Origin of the sequence: Streptomyces sp. NPDC090442 (assembly GCF_044769405.1) — a bacterium.
Taxonomy (GTDB): Bacteria; Actinomycetota; Actinomycetes; order Streptomycetales; family Streptomycetaceae; genus Streptomyces.
Genome location: NZ_JBIVXW010000030.1, coordinates 13580 through 29918, shown reverse-complemented (window position 1 = coordinate 29918; position 16339 = coordinate 13580). Strand labels below are relative to the sequence as shown.

Genomic DNA, 16339 nt, shown 5'->3' with positions numbered 1-16339 from the left:
CGCCGGCCCTCAGTCCCCGTCCGTGTCCCCCGTCGCGTACGGGTTGTGCTGACCCTCCGCGAGCACGCCGACGAACGGCTCCCCCTCGCCCGCGAAGACGTACGCCCCGCCCTCGATCCGCTCGATCAGCCCGCGCGTCCAGGCCGCGCCGCTGTCCGAGCCGTGCACCCACATCCGCATGATCTCGCCGATGTGACCGAGCTGTCCGGGCCCCTCCTCGGGCAGGTAGGACGAGGTGACGGTGGCCCGCCACTCCGTCAGGGCCCGCACCCGCTCCTTGAGCAGCGCCACCGCCTCGTCCCGCGGCAGGTCCACCATGAAGCCGATCCCGGCGCTCATCAGGTCGGTCCTCGGGTCACGCTGGGACAGCGCCGCGCGCAGCAGCGCGAAGTACTCCGCCTCGCCCTCGGGCGTCAGCTCGTACTCGGTGCGCGGCGGGCCGCCGGCGGTGCTGGGCGCCACGTCGTGGGCGTGCAGCAGTCCCTGCTTCGCCAGTTGCTTCAGCGCGTGGTAGATCGACCCGGGCTTGGCGTTGGACCACTCGTGCGCGCCCCAGAACTCCAGGTCGTTGCGGATCTGATAGCCGTGCGCCCGACCGTGCTGCCGCACGGCCCCCAGCACCAGCAGCCGGATCGCCGACATCGTCACCCCAATCCGGGAGCGCCTCGCGCACGCGCCCTGCCGCCAGCCTAGGCCGCCGGCCGCCGGGGCCGCCGGTCACCCCTCCCGGGCCGCCCGCTCCCGGTCCACCAGCGCGAAGGCCGTCGCGCCGTCCAGGGATTCCCGGACGACGTCGGCGTGGCCCGCGTGCCGGGCGGTCTCCTCGATCAGGTGCAGCAGCAGCCAACGCATCGACTGCCGGGCGTCCTTGGGGTACCACGGGGCCTCGGGCAGCGCGAAGGTGTCGTCGAGGCTCGGCACGGAGCGGACGAACTTCTCGGTGGCGACCGCGACCTCGTCCCAGAACGCCAGCATCCCCGCGACGGTCTCGCCGTCCCGGAGCTGGAAGCTCAGGTGCCAGTTGCCCTGATCGCGCGGGATGGCGGGTTCCCGCCCCTGCGCCATCTCCACCCAGCGCTGCTCGACCTCCGCGAGGTGCTTGACCAGCCCGCCCACCGACAACTCGCTGGCGCTGGGCCGCTGCCTGGCCTGCTCGTCGGTCAGCCCGAGGGCCGCCCGCCGCACCCCGCCGCGCTGCGCCTCCAGGAAGGCCAGCAGCGCGCCGCGCTCGTCGCCGGGGGTCTCGGCGGGGACAAAAGTGGGCATGGGATCACCTTTCGTAGCGTCGGCCGCTCGGACGTCGCGGTGGGCCGGTACCGAAGTACCCGGCCGCCTTCCGACACCCGGCACGCTACGGACCGCCTAGGACGGAAGGTGTCCTAGATCCACGGGTCCCCCATTCCGGGCCGGCTACAGCGGGAACTCCGACCGCCCGTGCTGGATCGACAGCCACTTCTGGGTCGTGAACGCCTCGACCGTGGACTCGCCGTTCAGCCGCCCGATCCCGGAGAACTTCTCGCCGCCGAAGGCCACTTGCGGCTCGTCGTGCACCGTCCCGTCGTTGACGTGGATCATCCCGGTCTCTATCCGCTGGGCGATCCGCGCCCCGCGCTCCACATCGGCGGTGTGCACCGCCCCGCTGAGCCCGTAGGGGGTGTCGTTGGCTATCCGCACCGCCTCGTCCTCGCCGTCGAACGGCACCAGCAGCGCCACCGGCCCGAACAGCTCCTGGCCGTGCAGGGCGGAGTCCGTCGGCAGCCCGGCCAGCACGGTCGGCTCGACGAGATTGCCCTCCGTACGGCCGCGCAGCAGCGCGGTGGCCCCCTCGGCGACGGCCCGGTCGACCAGCGAGGTCAGCGACTCCGCCTGGAAGGTGTTGATGAGCGGGCCGATCTGGGTGCGCGGATCGCGCGGATCGCCGGTCCGCAGCGCCGCCACCCTGGCCACGAACTTCTCGGTGAACTCGGCCTCCACCGCGCGGTCCAGCAGCACCTTGTTGGCGGCCATGCAGACCTGGCCCTGGTAGACGAAGCGGCTGAAGACCGCGGCGTCCACCGCGTAGTCGACGTCGGCGTCGTCCATCACGATCAGCGCGCTGTTGCCGCTGAGTTCGAGGATCACCCGCTTGAAGTGCCCGGCGCTGACCGCCGCGACGTGCCGGCCGACCTTGTCCGACCCCGCGAACGAGATCACCCGGGGCACCGGGTGCTCGATCAGCGCGTCCCCGATCTCCGCGATGTCGGTGACCAGGACGTTGAGCAGCCCGGCCGGCAGCCCCGCGTCCTGGAACAGCTTGGCGATCAACCCGCCGCCGGTGATGGGGGTGTTCTGGTTGGGCTTGACGACCACGGCGTTGCCCAGCGCCAGCGCCGGCGCCACGGACTTCATCGAGATCAGGAACGGGAAGTTGAACGGGCTGATCACCCCGATCACCCCGACCGGCCGGGTGTAGACGCGGTTCTCCTTGCCGTCCACCGGCGAGGGGAGGATCCGGCCCTGCGGCCGCAGCGCGAGCTGGATCGCCTCGCGGACGAACTCCTTGGCGAGCCCGACCTCGTACTGCGCCTTGACCCGGGTGCCGCCCAGCTCCAGGACGAGCGCCTCGACGATCTCGTCCTCGTGCTCCTCGATCAGGCGCAGCAGCCGCTCGGTGACCTGCCGCCGGTCGTAGGGGCTCCGCAACGCCCAGTCCCGCTGCGCCCGTTGGGCAGCGCGGTAGGCCGCATCGACCTGGTCCACGCCGGCGACCGTGATCGACGCCAGCTTCTCCTGGTCGTAGGGGTTGAAATCGATGATGTCCCACGAGCCACTGCCGGCCCGCCACTCACCGTCGATGAACTGGTAGGCCAGGTCTGCGAAGAAGGACATGGCATCCCTACTCTGTGCGGCACTGCTCTGCGGGGGGGCTGATCCAGCGTCATCCTACTGCCGGGTCACGTGAGTTGGAGGAGTCCCCGCAGGAGATCCCGCGTCTCCGAGGGGTTCGGACTGTCCTCCTGAAGCTGCTCCATCGCCCGCTCGTACTGGGCGACCTCCTCCGCCTTGTCCACATAGAGGGCGCTGGTGAGCTGCTCCAGATAGACCACGTCGGACAGGTCGGACTCCGGGAAGCGCAGCATGGTGAACGACCCGCTCTCCCCCGCGTGCCCGCCGAAGTTGAACGGCATCACCTGGAGCCGCACGTTGGGCTGCTCCGAGACGTCGATCAGATGCTTCAACTGCCCCCGCATCACGGCCCGTCCGCCGTACGGGCGGCGCAACGCGGCCTCGTCGAGGACGCAGTGCAGCTGGGGCGCCCGCTCCGATATCAGCAGCTTCTGCCGCTCCTGGCGCAGCGCCACCCGGCGCTGGACGTCGGCCGCCGACGCGCCCTGCATGCCGCGCGAGACCACCGCGTGCGCGTACTCCTCGGTCTGCAGCAGCCCGTGGACGAACTGCACCTCGTAGACGCGGATTTGGGACGCGGCCCCCTCCAGGCCCACATACGTCTGGAACCATCCGGGGAGCACGTCGCTGTAACTGTGCCACCAGCCCGCGACGTTCGCCTCCTTGGCCAGTGCGAGCAGCGCCTCCCGCTCCCGCTCGTCGTTCACGCCGTAGAGCGTGAGGAGATCTGCGACATCGCGTGCCTTGAAGCTCACCCTGCCCAACTCCATGCGGCTGATCTTCGATTCGGACGCACGGATCGAGTAGCCGGCCGCTTCACGGGTTATCCCGCGCGACTCACGCAGCCGACGGAGCTGGGATCCGAGCAGGATCCGCCGCACCACCGACCCGCCCGACTCACTTGCGGACACCTCTCTGACCCTCCTGTGACCCCACCCCGTCCAACAGTGGGGCGCAGTCTGCCATGTCCAGGCTTCATTCAGTGCTCATGTGGTTACTGATATGTGCGGCTCCCGCAAGCCCTCCACAAGAAAACACAGGAAGAATACGGCGCTTATGCGGCCAGCCCCACACAATCACGTCAGCTGCACGTGCATCTGCCCTTGCATCTGACCTACGCATTGGGAACCATGGGCGTCGCACGCATGCACGCTCGTGAAAGATCCGCCAGATCCCCCGGCTGACCGGCCTGGGTCATGACGTCCGCGAACGCCAGGAGTGCCTCGCATGGGGACCAAGGTTTCGACCATGCTCGATTTCGAGCCGTTATGGCAGGGCTTCCCTCCCGTCGACCCCTTGGCCGCCTCCGGTTCCGCGTCCTGCCCGCTCCCGCCCCGCTACGAATCCGTCGGCGGCGCCCGGAAGTTCACCCGCGAGACGCTCACCGGCTGGGGCCTGGGGGAGCTCTTCGACGGCGTCGGCCTGGTGGTCTCCGAACTCGTCACCAACGCCCTGCGGCACGCGGTCCTCGCCGCCCCGGAACACCCCGGGTTCGGCACCGGCTTCGCGGAGGTCGGCCTGCCCGCCCGGCTCCACCTGATGCGCTGGTCCTCCCGGCTCGTCTGTGCGGTGCGGGACCCCAGCGACGCCTCGCCGGAGGCCGGCGAGGCGGACTCCGCCGACGAATCGGGCCGCGGGCTCTACCTGGTGGACTCCTTCAGCGACAGTTGGGGGTGGCACCGGCTCCCCGGAGGCCGCCCCGGCAAGATCGTGTGGGCCCTCTTCCGGCTGCCGTGACACCGGCCCGGCGCGGACCGCGCCGGACCCCGCCCCCGACACAACGGGCGCCCGCCACACGGCGGGCGCCCGTTCTCGCGCGCTCAGTCGCGCACCAGGTGGTCGAACTCCCCGTCCTTCACGCCCAGTAGCATCGCCTCGACCTCGGCCGGCGTGTAGACCAGCGCCGGGCCGTCCGGGAAGCGGGAGTTGCGGACCGCGATGTCGCCGCCGGGCAGCTTCGCGAACTCCACGCAGGACCCCTGGGAGTTGCTGTGCTGGCTCTTCTGCCAGCGCACGTCCCGGAGATCCGTTGCGGCCATGCCGTTGTATGCGTGGGGCACAGGGCTCTCCCGGTGGTGTACGCGGCGGTAACGGTGTCAACTGCCCGGGATCATAGCTGCGTTCACATGCCGATGCATGCGCAGATGCACGTGCACGACAGCGGGTGCCGGGTCGGTCACATTTTGTTGAGCACCTTCCCCAAAGCATCCGTCACAATCGACCGCCAGCCGCCGCCCATGATGCGGTGCGCCTGCACCTGGTACGGGTCGTCGGGGTCGAAGCCCTCGTGGACGAGGAAGAGACGCGTGCCGCGTCCTTCGGGTTCCAAGGTCCAGGTGAGGGTCCAGTCGGCGAGGTTGCCCTGCCCCTCGTCGGCGTCCCGCCAGCGCAGCCGCAGCATCCGCTCGGCCTCGAAGTCGACGACCTCGGCGACGACCGTGCCGGAGAAGTTGCTGTTCGGTCGGGGCAGCGTCCGCATCTCGTAGCGGTGGCCGATCGCCAGCCGGAAATCGCCGGGCATCATCCACTGGGCGAGCAACTCCGGCTCGGTCAGCGCCCGCCAGACCTTGGCGGGAGGGTGCGGCAGGAAGTGGTCGACGCGAAGTGTCGTCGCGTCCGCCGGGTCGTCGTCGGGGGCCGGGAAGCCGTGGGTGTTCATTGCGCCTCTTCGTGGGGGATGCGGTCGAGCAGCTCGGCCAGGCCCGCCAACTTCGCGCGCCAGAACCGCTCGTAGGGTCCGAGCCAGTCCTGCACCTCGCTCAGCGGCGCCGCCTCCAGGCGGTAGATCCGCTGCCGGCCGGCCCGCTGCTCGCTCACCAGACCGGCCTGCCGCAACACCTTCAGGTGCTCGGACAGGCTCGGCCGGCTCATCGCGAAGTGCTCGGCCAGCCGCTGGACGGGTTGCGGTCCGTCGTCGCGCAGCAGGCGGAGCACCTCGCGCCGGGTGGCGTTGGCGAGCGCCGCGAAGACCCGGTCCTGGTCCGGTTCGGACAGGACGGCGCGCGGCGGTACGGGAGTGGCGTTCACACCCGCAAAAATAGGTAGGAGTTTCCCTACATGTCAAACGTAGGGAAACTCCTACTGGTCGCGAGGGGTGACGCCGGCTGCCGGGGGCGCCCCCTCGCGAGGCTTCAGCTCACCGCGAGGAGTACGGCAGCAGCGCCATCTCGCGGGCGTTCTTGATCGCGCGGGCCAACTGCCGCTGCTGCTGCGAGGTCACCCGGGTCACCCGGCGGCTGCGGATCTTGCCGCGGTCCGAGATGAACTTCCGCAGCAGGTCGGTGTCCTTGTAATCGATGTAGGTGATGCCGGCCGCGTCCAGCGGGTTGGGACGCGGCCCGGCCTTGCGGCGCGGGTCGTGGCGACGGGGCATGACGGGCTTCCTTCTACGGGTACTACGGGAGGGGAAGGGCCGGTTCCGGGCGGGAAGTCGGCCGGTTCACGGGGGAGTTGGCGCGCAACGGCGGGCCAGCGGGTGGCGGCCCGGGGTGGGGCGTCAGGACACGGGGTCGAGCAGCTCGTCGAAGGCGGGTGGCAGGCTCTTCCAGGCCACCGGCCCGCCGGCGTACTCGGCGTCGGTGAGCAGGCAGGACTCCAACAGGTCGCGCAGCCCGTCGCGGTCCAGTCCGGGCGAGGTGAAGACCAGGTGCTGGCCGCGGTCCCCGTGCTCGGGGTGCCAGTCCAGCGCGGCGGCGGCCCGGCGCATCGGCGGCACCATCTCCCAGGCCGCGTCCGGCAGCGCGGCCAGCCACGGCCCGGCGTTCTCCACGCACAGCGCCCCGCCCGCGGCGTCCCAGGACAGCAGCGTGTCCGGCCGGTCGGCCAGCCAGAAGCGGCCCCGGCTGCGCGCCGCCGCACAGGTCAGGTCCTCCAGGGCCGCGTAGAGCCGCCCGGGATGGAAGGGCCGGCCGCCGCGCCAGACGTAGGTGGCCACGCCGGCCGCGTCGGCCTCCTGCGGCAGCAGCGCGCAGGCCGGGTGCTGCCGCAGCGCGGCCGCCTCCACGTCGAAGCCGGCCCTCGCGACGGCGGCCAACTCCGGGGAGTCCACGGCCACTTGGCGGGCCATCGGGTGGAGCTGCGCCAGCAGCGCGCGGTCGGCCTCGTCCGCGGCCTCCTCCCCCGCCGCCAGCGCCAGCACCGAGGGGTACTCCAGTTGGCGCGCCCAGGTGTCGGCGACCGTGCGCTGGTCGGAGGCGGCGGCCGCCAGGCCGGCCTCGGCCAGGTCGTCGCCGTTGGCGAGGTAGGGGAGCAGCAGCGCCGGATCGACCGCCGTCAGCACCCCGGTCAGCGCCAGCCGCGCGCTCCCGCACGCCGTGACCACCTCGGCCATCGCCTTCGGCTCGACCGAGTCCCACAGCTCGACGATCGCCAGCCGGCAGGTCCGTCCCGCGGCCAGCCGCTCCAGCTCGGGGACGAGGTCCTCGCGCAGCGCACAGCAGGCGCAGTCGTTGACCAGCGGCGCCTCGCCGGTGTCCAGCATGCCGCCGGCGTCCCGGACGGTGCGGCGCACCGTGCCGTCGGCCGCCGGGGCCAGGTCGTGGTGGAGGGCGACGCTGCCGGGGACGGTCCGCAGCAGCCGCTCGACGACGGCCCGCCGGGCGTCCGCGTGCAACCCGCCCACCAGCACGACGCTCAGCCGCTCCATCAGCGGGCCCCGCGCTTGCCGTACCGGCGCTCGAACCGCTCGACCCGGCCGGCGGTGTCCAGCACCCGGGCGGTGCCCGTGTAGAAGGGGTGACTCGCCGAGGAGATCTCGACGTCGACGACGGGATAGGTGTTGCCGTCCTCCCACTCGATCGTCCTGTCGCTCGTCATCGTCGAGCGGGTCAGGAAGGCGAAGTCCCCGGCCCGGTCGCGGAAGACGACGGGCCCGTACGGGGGGTGGATTCCGTGCTGCATCGGACCTCAGCGCTCCTCTCGGAAGGTGACGTGCCGACCGGCGACCGGGTCGTACTTGCGCAGTTGCAGGCGGTCGGGGTCGTTACGGCGGTTCTTGCGGGTCACGTAGGTGTAGCCGGTGCCGGCGGTGGACCGGAGCTTGACGACCGGGCGTAGTTCGTTGCGGGCCATGCCGGGTAGTATACGTAAATGGTTTCCATTTTCAATAAGGCCCCAGAGGCCCCGACCACCGGAGGCACCGCACCGTGTCCGCCCACTGCCAACTGACCGGCCGCAAGCCGGGCTTCGGCAAGACCGTCTCCCACTCGCACCGGCGCACCCCGCGCCGCTTCGACCCCAACGTCCACCGCAAGCGCTACTGGCTCCCGAGCGAGGGCCGCCACGTCCGGCTGACCCTGAGCGCCAAGGCGATCAAGACCGTCGACGCGATCGGCATCGAGGCCGCCGTCGCCCGCATCCGCGCCCGAGGAGAGAAGGTCTGATGGCAAAGAAGAGCAAGATCGCCAAGAACGAGCGGCGCCGCGCCACGGTCGCCCGCTACGCCGCCCGCCGGGCCGCCCTCAAGGCCGTCATCCGCGACCCGCGCGCCTCCGACGAGGAGCGCGTCGCGGCCCAACAGGAGCTCGCCCGCCAGCCGCGGGACGCCAGCGCCACCCGGGTCCGCAACCGCGACAGCGTCGACGGCCGCCCGCGCGGCTACTTCCGCGCCTTCGGCCTCTCCCGGGTCAACCTGCGCGACCAGGCCCACAAGGGCTATCTGCCGGGCGTCACCAAGTCGAGCTGGTAGCCGTCGCCCGGCCGCCCGCCCCGGGCGCGACCCCTGGGGCGGGCGGCCGGGAGGCTCGGGTCATACTGGACGGACCTCCGCAGGCACCCCGACGAAAGCGAGAGCGCCCATGCTGCGCAACGCCCTGGAGCCTTGGCACCTCATCCTGATCGTGGTCGCCCTCGTCCTGGTCTTCGGATCCAAGAAGCTCCCCGACATGGCGCGCGGCCTCGGCCGCTCGATGCGCATCCTCAAGTCGGAGGCCAAGGCCCTCAAGGACGAGCGCACCGCCGAGGCCACCGCCCCGGCCGCCGCTCCCGCCACCCCCAACGAGCAGCCCGCCGGCCGCTGACCCGGCCGGCCCCGGCCGCTCAGCTGTCGCCGCCCTCGTCGATCAGCCGCCGCACCTCGCGGTCGACCAACCCCAGCCGGGCCTCCGCGACCAGCGGCACCGCGCGCCGCTGCCGGCGCGCCTCGGACGGATCGATCTCCACGGTGACCAGCGCCGGCTCCCACTTGGGCGCCTGCGCCACCACCGCACCCCGCGGGTCCACCACCCGCGAGCCGCCCCAGAACGCGGCCCCGTGCTCGTTGCCGACCCTGTTGACGAAGACCACCCAGCACTGCAGCATCCGCGCCGTGTAGGACAGCAGGGTGTCCCAGTACAGCCCGGTGTCCATCGCCTCCGGGTCCAGGCTCGCCGCACTGTTGGTCGGCACGAACAGCACCTCGGCCCCGTCCTGCACCGCCAACCACGGCAGCACCGGCTGCCAGGCGTCGTTGCACACCAGCGTCGCCCCCCGCCCCCGGTTCGGGGACTTCGACAGGTCGTACGCGCGCAGCGACTGCCCCGGGCTGACGTGCTTGCGCTCCTCCCAGGCCAGGTAGTTGGGCAGGTAGAGCTTGCGGTGCGCATGCAGCAGCGCACCGTCCCCGTAGTACGCGGACGTGTTGTACGCGCGCAGACTGGTGTGCTCGTGGAAGCCCACCAGCACGTCCGGCCCCAAGGTGCTCAACTCCCGCAACCGGGGATCGCTCACCTCGATAGACTCGTCCCGCTTCAACGCCCCCAAGTGGTAGCCGTGCAGGCTGAGTTCGGGGAACACCACGAGATCCGCGCCGTGCGCCGCCGCCTGCTCGATCTGCTCCCGAGCGATCCGGAGGTTCTCCGGCACGTCCCCCAGCACGCAGTCCGTCTGTGCCAGCGCGATGAGCATGGCCCCACTCCCCCTAGATTACTTACGCCTCATAGGCTTTACGGCCTTTCTCCAGATTCTTCCCCAAAGATCCCGTTAAGACCCATCCCACCAACGAGCGAAAGAACGATCCTCCCCGTGCCGAGCGCCATCATCACGCGTTGATCCGCACGATCCGTCGTGCCCCCGGGCTGCTCCCAGCCGCAGCGCCGCCCGGCCGTGCCGCACGACGGCCACGGTCGGGCCGCCGGCGCGCACGGCGCCGCCCCGACCGGGAGGCCGGCCGAGCGGCCCACCGCATCCGCTCGGCCGGCCACCACCCCTTAGGGCGCCTCTGACGGATCGGGGGCGAGCAGTCCGCAAGGACACCGCCGGCCCTCGGGGCCGGCGGTCACACCCGACGCTTACGGGCCCGGCGCAACAGCACCGCTCCGCCGAGCAGCAGCCCGCCACCCACGCCGGCCACCAGCCCCAGCCGCTCCGCCCCGCTGGACGCCAGCAGCGCCTCCCCCGCCGACTTCCCGGCCCGCGCCACCTCCCTCATCCGCGGCTCGCGCCCGGGACGCGCCTGCGCGCCCTGCTGGGCGCCCCGCGCGGGCGGGGCCGGCCGCGGCTTCCGACGCGGCTCCGCAGCGGCCCGGTGCGGCGCCGCGGGGGCCCCGCGCTCCGCGACCTGCAGCGGGGCGGCCAACGGCGGCCGGGCCACCGCGCCGGCGTCCGCGAACACCGGACCGGCGCCCACCCCCAGCACGGTTGACGTCGCCGCCACGAGCACGCAGGTCTTCAGGCTCTGTCGCATGTCTCCTCGCTCCGCAGTCATCAAGCGACGGGCGTTGGGCCCGCGCCCCCCGTGGCGCTCGCACGACCGGGCGGCCGGCAGCGCAAGCGCGCGCCGGCCGCCCGGTACCGCAAGCGGTGAATCGGCCGAGGCCGATGGCCGTCAGCGGCGGTTCTTGACGCCGTTGGCCGAGACGATCGGGATGTGGGACAGGATGTGCGACAGCGCCTCGTCGCCCTTGGCCTGCGTCGAGTTCTTGGCGCACTGCTGGTTCTGCAGCGAGGACAGGACCGGGATGTCCTGGACGCCGACGTTGACCCCGGCGAACACGGACTGGAGGTCACCCTTCGCCGGAAGCCCGACGCAGAAGTCGTTCAGGGTGCCGCTGGTCAGCCCGAGCTGGGTGCTGAGCTTGCCGTGCGTGGTGGAGTTGCCGTACACGGACTTCGAACCGTTGCCGTTGACGCTGCTGGTGCCGGTGCCGGTGCCGTGCCTGTTGCCGGTCGCCAGGGCCTCTGGAGCCGCCGCGGCCGAAATCCCGACGAGCGAAACCGCGACCGTCGCAGCCGCCATCATCTTCTTCATCGCGCTAAACCCTTCAGGAGAAGGAACTCCCGGACACGGGAGCCCTATTTGAACAACAGGCCACAGGCACCCGAGTTCCGCACCATCACCCAAATAGATGGCGATCCGATCCCGAAGGAGCCCACAGCACGCCACGCGGCCCGGGAAACCACGAAAAGGCTTCCCGGGCCCTGTGCTCATTTCCGGCCGTCATGCCAATGCCCTGGCAACCCCATCAATCTCGCGAAGGCATTGGCATGCGTCCCTCCACACGCCATGCCCAACGATTGCCCAGGACCAACAACGGTCACGGGCGAATAACAATTCACGAGCCGGACGGACGGCGAAAATGAAAAACCGGGCCGTCCGGAAAGAAATTCCGGGCGGCCCGGTGCACCACTGGCCGGGTCAGCGGTTGTGCTTGCCGTTCCCGGAGAAGATCGGGATGTCGTCCAGGATGTGCGACAGCGCCTCGTCACCCTTGGCCTGGGTGGAGTTCTCGGTGCACTGCTGGTTCTGCGGCGAGGACAGGATCGGAATGTCCTGGACACCGACATTGACCAGCGCGACCAGGGACTGGACGTCGCCCTTCACCGGAAGAGCGATGCAGGGCTTGTTGAGCGAGCCCTGGATCAGACCGATCTGCGGGCTCATGTAACCGTAGGTGGTGGAGTTCCCGTAGACCTGCTTGGAACCATTTCCGTTGACAGTCGACGTGCCGTGGTGATGGTTACCCGTGGCCATCGCCTGGGGAGCGGCGGCTGCGGCCACCCCGACAATGGACGCAGCCGCGGCTGCGGTTGCCAGAGCCTTCTTGATCATTGTCGATCCTTCGTGTTTCGGGATGCCCTTGGATCGGGCAATCTGACCCAACCCGCAAGGGCGCATTTGGTTGTGCTCATTCACTCAAATGAGCTGGCACCCTGATCTTTCTTTTTCCGATCAGGTATCCCGTCCGGAAGACGCGCGGCCGTGATCCACCATCCGGACCGCCCAACCGACCGCCGACAACGGTCAGTTGGCACGTTTACGATCCGGCGGCTGAGGCTTCACACGGCCGCACCGAACTCCGCGGGCGATCCCGCGGGACAGAAGAAGACGCCGCCCCGACCCGTTACTTGCCGAGCGGCCGACCGCCCAGCAGCGGGACCTCCTTGGTGGCCCCCGTGGCGCCACGAAGAAGCTGCTTGGGGTGCCCGACGGTCTTCTCCGCGCCCCGGACCGTGTTGACCAGCGGCGTGACCTGGCGGCTGTCCAACTGCTTGTTGTGCAACGCGTCCACCAGCCCGCCGTTGAGGCTCATGTTCGGGGAGGTCGTGTTGGGCGAACCGGCTTCGACAGCGAAAGCGGGCACCGCCGCGCCCAGCGCCATGACGGAACCGGCAACAGCCGCGGCAGACTTCGCGTACTTCACTTCCAACTGTCCCTTCTGGTGCGGTGCTCGATGGGATCGCGGCACCAGTGCCGCGCGAGCAATCACTTCGCTGCTCGGATCACCGCTTTCCCTCTGCCTAACGAGCACCACCGCCCGGAGAAACTCATGCGTTCCGATTCTTCGGATACGCCGCCGGAAAAAGGCCGGACCGTCGAAGGCACGGCCACAAAGGGCCGGAAGCCGTCGGCCCCGACGCGCGACGAAGGCGAGCCGGGGCCGGCCACAACGACACGGCTCGAATTTCTCCGGTCAGTGGTTGAGGCAGTGGTTACCGAACGCCGGGTTCAGCAGACCGATGACGTTGACGGAGTTGCCGCACAGGTTGATCGGGACGTGGATCGGGACCTGGACGGCGTTGCCCGAGATGACGCCCGGGGAGCCCTTGGTCCCGCCCTTGGCGCCCGCGTCGGCGAATGCCGGCGCAGCGGCACCCACCACCATGAGCGTTCCTGCAGTGACGGCTGCGACCTTTGCGTACTTCACTTTCAGCCCTTCCTGCAGCGGGGTCCGAAGCGCACACGACCGTCGTGTCGCACGGGCGCGGATCTGCCGCCCGTAACTCCGCCATCGATATTGGTAACGATTTCTCCTCGCCGGCGAAACTCTCACGGAGAAGTTTTCGGAGGAATCGCCCGAATGCCGCAGAGGTATTCCTGGAGACCCGCCGCACATATAAGGCGGAAACAACACCGTCGTTCGAGCGGGCGCGGCGCCCGTCGAATACGAATTCCCGCCGACAAGGGAAACGAGAATTACCGGCCCTGCGATTCGTCAGGCAGTGCCGCAGGCCCGGGGCCGTCCGGGCGCGACGGCCGGCGGTCCGGGCCTGCGGCAGGTGACCGGCTCAGCGGTTGTGGACGCCGTTGGCCGAGAGGAGCGGGATGTCGTCCAGGATGTGCGACAGCGCCTCGTCGCCCTTGGCCTGGGTGGAGTTCTCGGCGCACTGCTGGTTCTGCGGCGAGGACAGGACCGGGATGTCCTGGACACCGACGTTGAGCAGAGCGACCAGGGACTGGACGTCGGCCTTCGCCGGAATGCCGACGCAGAGCTTGTTCAGCGACCCGGAGACGAGCTCCAGCTGCGGGCTCATCTTGCCGCGCGTGGTGGAGTTGCCGAACGCGGCCTTGGAGCCGTTGCCGTTGACCGTGGAGGTGCCGTGGTGGTGATGGTTGCCGACCGCCATCGCCTGAGGGGCGACCATCGCGGAGACGCCCACCATGGAAGCGGCCACTGTCGTCGTGGCCAGGACCTTCTTGAACACTGTTGACCCTTCTGGAAGCAGAGTGCCCGTATCCGGAGCGCACTGGTCAACTCGCTTATGGGGGTGCGGTTTCGCGGGTTCACCCCAATGCCGCGCAACCATAGACACATATCACCGCATCCGGACGACGGCGCGCGTGCGAAAGGAGGTGCGGTACGCAGGAATGCGTAACGTCGTTGTGCGGTACGGGAATTAGACATATGAAAGGCCCGCCCCTTTCCGGGACGGGCCTCAAGCGCCTTTGGGTGCTTACTTGTTGACGCAGATGTTGCCGAAGGCCGGGTTGAGCAGTCCGACGACGTCGACGGTGTTGCCGCACACGTTGACCGGGACCTGGATCGGCACCTGGATCAGGTTGCCGGAGATCACACCGGGCGAACCCACGGCACCGCCGGCGGCCCTGGCGCCCCCGTGGTCATGGGCGCTGGCCATGGCGGCCCCTCCCACGACGGCGATGCCCGCGGCGGCGGACAGAACGACGGCCTTGGAGACAAACTTCACGGTGAACCTCTTTACTGAGCAGCATTCAGGTTTCTGTGCGCGCCGCCTGGAGCGACAAGCAGTTCAACGCCACAAAGCGGGCAAAAGTAGCGGGCCAAACGGGTGATGGTTGATCACAACTGCCATACGGGGCGCCCGTGGTGGCCGCGGCGGGCTCCGTGGGTGCGGGGCGGCCGGCCGTTGGGGCCGGCGGTCCTCGTCCCGTCATCGTGGCACGTCGGGGCGCGTCCGCCGGCGATTGTCCGTGCCCGGGCGCGCACGGAACGTCGCGGCGGGGGGGGCGCGGGGCGGGGCGTTGTCAGACCCTCCTGGGAGACTCGGAAGCATGAGATGGGCGGTGGCGGAGACGGGCGACGGGGGTGCGCGTCTCTGCCCGCTCGCCCAGGACGGGCGGCCGGCGGGGCCGGTGGTGCGGGAGCCCTCGCTGGCCGAGGCGGTGCGGTCGCGGCCCGAGGTCGAGCGGTGGGTGTGGCGGTCGACGGGCGAGATCTACCGGCGGCTGCTGGCGGCCGGCGTCCGGGTCGAGCGGTGCTACGACGTGGAGGCCGCCGAGGCGCTGCTGATCGGCCATGAGGAGGGACAGTCGGGCCAGCCGCGCTCGCTGGCGGCCGCCTGGGCGCGGCTGCACGGCCTGCCGGTACCGGCGGACGCGCCCGCGCGGGCCGCGGAGACCCAGCCGTCCCTGTTCGAGCCGGGTCCGGTTCCGCTGCCGTCCGGCACCGACGAGTTCGGCGCGCTCCTGGAGGTCTACGCCGGCCAGTTGGCCCGTACGGCGCGGGCCGAACACCCGGACCGGATGCGGCTGCTGCTGGCCTCCGAGTCGGCGGGCATGCTGGTCGCCACCGAGATGTCCCGGACCGGGATCCCCTGGCGGGCCGACGTGCACCGCGCGCTGCTGGACGAGCTGCTCGGCGAGCGGTTTCCCGGTGGGCTGGAGCCGCGCCGCATGGCGGAGCTGGCCGACGAGGTGTCGCGGGCCTTCGGGGAGGGCGTGCGGGTCCGGCCCGACCTGGCGGGCGACATCATCCGCGCCTTCGCCGGCGCCGGGATCCCGCTTTCGTCGACCCGGAAGTGGGAGCTCCAGCGGATCGACCACCCGGCCGTGGCCCCGTTGCTGGCGTACAAATCGCTCTACCGCCTCTACACCGCCCACGGCTGGTCCTGGCTCCAACAGTGGGTGCACGACGGCCGGTTCCGCCCCGAGTACCTCCCCGGCGGCACGGTCTCCGGGCGCTGGACGACCAACGGCGGCGGCGCCCTCCAGATCCCCAAGGTGGTCCGGCGGGCGGTGCGCGCCGACCCGGGGTGGCGCCTGGTGGTCGCCGACGTGGACCAGATGGAGCCGCGGGTGCTGGCCGCGGTCTCCCGCGACCGGGGCCTGATGGAGGTGGCCGGCACCGGCGCGGACCTCTACGCGGATCTGGCCGCCCGCGCCTTCGGCGGCGACCGCGAACAGGCCAAGTTGGCGCTGCTGGGCGCCATTTACGGCCAGACGTCCGGCGACGCCCTCCAGCACCTGGCCGATCTGCGCCGCCGCTACCCGGCCGCGGTGGCCTACGTCGACGACGCGGCCCGGGCCGGCGAGGAGGGCCGCCTGGTGCGCACCTGGCTGGGCCGCACCTGCCCGCCCGTCTCGATGGCACCGCCCGACGAGGCCGGCCTGCCCCAGGAGGAGGAGCGGCCCGGCGGCCACGGCGGCACCTCGGCGACCCGTGCCCGCGGCCGCTTCACCCGCAACTTCGTGGTGCAGGGCAGCGCCGCCGACTGGGCGCTGCTGGTGCTGGGTGCGCTGCGCCATGCGATGGCCCGCGCGGGCCTCCGTGCTGAACTGGTGTTCTTCCAGCACGACGAGGTGATCGTGCACTGCCCCGAGGACGAGGCCGCCACGGTCGCCGAGGCCATCGCGACGGCGGCCGCCACCGCGGGCCGGATCGCCTTCGGCCCGACGCCGGTGCGGTTCCCGTTCACCACGGCGGTGGTGGAGTGCTATGCGGATGCCAAGTGAGGTCCGGGTGACGCCTGTTGTCGTGTGTGGGGTGGTGGGGCGTGCGGT

At 70.8% G+C, this 16339-nt stretch carries 24 protein-coding genes; 5 read left to right on the top strand and 19 right to left on the bottom strand.

The window, feature by feature from the left end:
- Window positions 1-9: 9 nt before the first annotated feature.
- From ACIQU6_RS21680 to ACIQU6_RS21665, 4 genes are all read right to left on the bottom strand, one after another.
- Window positions 10-642, bottom strand: coding sequence for a PadR family transcriptional regulator (locus ACIQU6_RS21680; protein WP_403483290.1), 633 nt, complete (start codon window positions 640-642; stop codon window positions 10-12).
- A gap of 75 nt (window positions 643-717) precedes the next feature.
- Complete coding sequence (locus ACIQU6_RS21675; protein WP_403483289.1) at window positions 718-1266, bottom strand: DinB family protein; 549 nt, start codon at window positions 1264-1266, stop codon at window positions 718-720.
- Between the two features lie 144 nt (window positions 1267-1410).
- Window positions 1411-2868 carry an aldehyde dehydrogenase family protein gene (locus ACIQU6_RS21670; RefSeq protein WP_403483288.1) on the bottom strand — a complete coding sequence of 486 codons (1458 nt, stop codon included), beginning with the start codon at window positions 2866-2868 and terminating at the stop codon, window positions 1411-1413.
- 65 nt (window positions 2869-2933) lie between these two features.
- Window positions 2934-3797: a helix-turn-helix domain-containing protein gene (locus ACIQU6_RS21665; protein WP_403483287.1), complete on the bottom strand. Its 864-nt coding sequence runs from the start codon at window positions 3795-3797 to the stop codon at window positions 2934-2936.
- 316 nt (window positions 3798-4113) lie between these two features.
- Between ACIQU6_RS21665 and ACIQU6_RS21660 the strand changes: the two genes are divergently transcribed.
- On the top strand, window positions 4114-4623 hold the full coding sequence (locus ACIQU6_RS21660) for an ATP-binding protein (protein ID WP_403483286.1): 510 nt from the start codon (window positions 4114-4116) through the stop codon (window positions 4621-4623).
- A gap of 83 nt (window positions 4624-4706) precedes the next feature.
- Here ACIQU6_RS21660 and ACIQU6_RS21655 read toward each other — a convergent pair whose 3' ends face one another.
- The 7 genes from ACIQU6_RS21655 to rpmG form a co-directional block, all read right to left on the bottom strand.
- The gene (locus ACIQU6_RS21655; RefSeq protein ID WP_274914233.1) at window positions 4707-4946 is read right to left on the bottom strand and encodes a DUF397 domain-containing protein; all 240 of its coding nucleotides are present in this window, start codon (window positions 4944-4946) and stop codon (window positions 4707-4709) included.
- A 116-nt stretch (window positions 4947-5062) separates the two neighbouring features.
- The gene (locus ACIQU6_RS21650; protein WP_403483285.1) at window positions 5063-5545 is read right to left on the bottom strand and encodes an SRPBCC domain-containing protein; all 483 of its coding nucleotides are present in this window, start codon (window positions 5543-5545) and stop codon (window positions 5063-5065) included.
- Window positions 5542-5913 carry a metalloregulator ArsR/SmtB family transcription factor gene (locus tag ACIQU6_RS21645; RefSeq protein WP_274914236.1) on the bottom strand — a complete coding sequence of 124 codons (372 nt, stop codon included), beginning with the start codon at window positions 5911-5913 and terminating at the stop codon, window positions 5542-5544. Before ACIQU6_RS21645 ends, ACIQU6_RS21650 begins: the two co-directional genes overlap by 4 nt.
- 109 nt (window positions 5914-6022) lie before the next feature.
- Complete coding sequence (gene rpsR / locus ACIQU6_RS21640; protein WP_274914237.1) at window positions 6023-6259, bottom strand: 30S ribosomal protein S18; 237 nt, start codon at window positions 6257-6259, stop codon at window positions 6023-6025.
- A 123-nt stretch (window positions 6260-6382) separates the two neighbouring features.
- The gene (locus ACIQU6_RS21635; RefSeq protein WP_403483284.1) at window positions 6383-7531 is read right to left on the bottom strand and encodes a GTP-binding protein; all 1149 of its coding nucleotides are present in this window, start codon (window positions 7529-7531) and stop codon (window positions 6383-6385) included.
- The gene (locus tag ACIQU6_RS21630) at window positions 7531-7785 is read right to left on the bottom strand and encodes a type B 50S ribosomal protein L31 (RefSeq protein WP_403483283.1); all 255 of its coding nucleotides are present in this window, start codon (window positions 7783-7785) and stop codon (window positions 7531-7533) included. Before ACIQU6_RS21630 ends, ACIQU6_RS21635 begins: the two co-directional genes overlap by 1 nt.
- Window positions 7786-7791: 6 nt before the next feature.
- Complete coding sequence (gene rpmG, locus ACIQU6_RS21625) at window positions 7792-7956, bottom strand: 50S ribosomal protein L33 (protein WP_030414947.1); 165 nt, start codon at window positions 7954-7956, stop codon at window positions 7792-7794.
- 74 nt (window positions 7957-8030) lie between these two features.
- Here rpmG and rpmB point away from each other — a divergent pair, with 74 nt between their 5' ends.
- The 3 genes from rpmB to tatA all read left to right on the top strand — a co-directional run bounded on the left by rpmB (window position 8031) and on the right by tatA (window position 8903).
- Entirely contained in the window at window positions 8031-8267 is a 237-nt protein-coding gene (gene rpmB / locus ACIQU6_RS21620) for a 50S ribosomal protein L28 (RefSeq protein WP_403483282.1), read from the top strand.
- Window positions 8267-8572: a 30S ribosomal protein S14 gene (rpsN, locus tag ACIQU6_RS21615; protein ID WP_403483281.1), complete on the top strand. Its 306-nt coding sequence runs from the start codon at window positions 8267-8269 to the stop codon at window positions 8570-8572. The genes rpmB and rpsN overlap by 1 nt, the downstream gene beginning before the upstream one ends.
- Before the next feature lie 109 nt (window positions 8573-8681).
- The gene (tatA, locus tag ACIQU6_RS21610; RefSeq protein ID WP_403483280.1) at window positions 8682-8903 is read left to right on the top strand and encodes a Sec-independent protein translocase subunit TatA; all 222 of its coding nucleotides are present in this window, start codon (window positions 8682-8684) and stop codon (window positions 8901-8903) included.
- Between the two features lie 19 nt (window positions 8904-8922).
- On the opposite strand, the gene ACIQU6_RS21605 is transcribed toward tatA, so the two are convergent.
- From ACIQU6_RS21605 to ACIQU6_RS21570, 8 genes are all read right to left on the bottom strand, one after another.
- Window positions 8923-9768, bottom strand: coding sequence for a nitrilase-related carbon-nitrogen hydrolase (locus ACIQU6_RS21605; protein ID WP_403483279.1), 846 nt, complete (start codon window positions 9766-9768; stop codon window positions 8923-8925).
- A gap of 370 nt (window positions 9769-10138) precedes the next feature.
- The gene (locus ACIQU6_RS21600; RefSeq protein WP_403483278.1) at window positions 10139-10546 is read right to left on the bottom strand and encodes a hypothetical protein; all 408 of its coding nucleotides are present in this window, start codon (window positions 10544-10546) and stop codon (window positions 10139-10141) included.
- A 141-nt stretch (window positions 10547-10687) separates the two neighbouring features.
- Window positions 10688-11110 carry a rodlin gene (locus ACIQU6_RS21595; protein WP_403483277.1) on the bottom strand — a complete coding sequence of 141 codons (423 nt, stop codon included), beginning with the start codon at window positions 11108-11110 and terminating at the stop codon, window positions 10688-10690.
- 387 nt (window positions 11111-11497) lie between these two features.
- Entirely contained in the window at window positions 11498-11911 is a 414-nt protein-coding gene (locus ACIQU6_RS21590; protein WP_403483276.1) for a rodlin, read from the bottom strand.
- A gap of 292 nt (window positions 11912-12203) precedes the next feature.
- Complete coding sequence (locus tag ACIQU6_RS21585) at window positions 12204-12503, bottom strand: hypothetical protein (RefSeq protein ID WP_403483275.1); 300 nt, start codon at window positions 12501-12503, stop codon at window positions 12204-12206.
- Between the two features lie 270 nt (window positions 12504-12773).
- Entirely contained in the window at window positions 12774-13007 is a 234-nt protein-coding gene (locus ACIQU6_RS21580) for a chaplin (RefSeq protein ID WP_403483274.1), read from the bottom strand.
- 361 nt (window positions 13008-13368) lie between these two features.
- A complete protein-coding gene (locus tag ACIQU6_RS21575) occupies window positions 13369-13785 on the bottom strand; it encodes a rodlin (RefSeq protein WP_403483273.1) in 417 nt (138 codons plus the stop codon).
- A gap of 249 nt (window positions 13786-14034) precedes the next feature.
- Window positions 14035-14286, bottom strand: coding sequence for a chaplin (locus tag ACIQU6_RS21570; protein WP_403483272.1), 252 nt, complete (start codon window positions 14284-14286; stop codon window positions 14035-14037).
- A gap of 325 nt (window positions 14287-14611) precedes the next feature.
- Here ACIQU6_RS21570 and ACIQU6_RS21565 point away from each other — a divergent pair, with 325 nt between their 5' ends.
- Window positions 14612-16291 carry a bifunctional 3'-5' exonuclease/DNA polymerase gene (locus ACIQU6_RS21565; RefSeq protein WP_403483271.1) on the top strand — a complete coding sequence of 560 codons (1680 nt, stop codon included), beginning with the start codon at window positions 14612-14614 and terminating at the stop codon, window positions 16289-16291.
- Window positions 16292-16339: the final 48 nt, after the last annotated feature.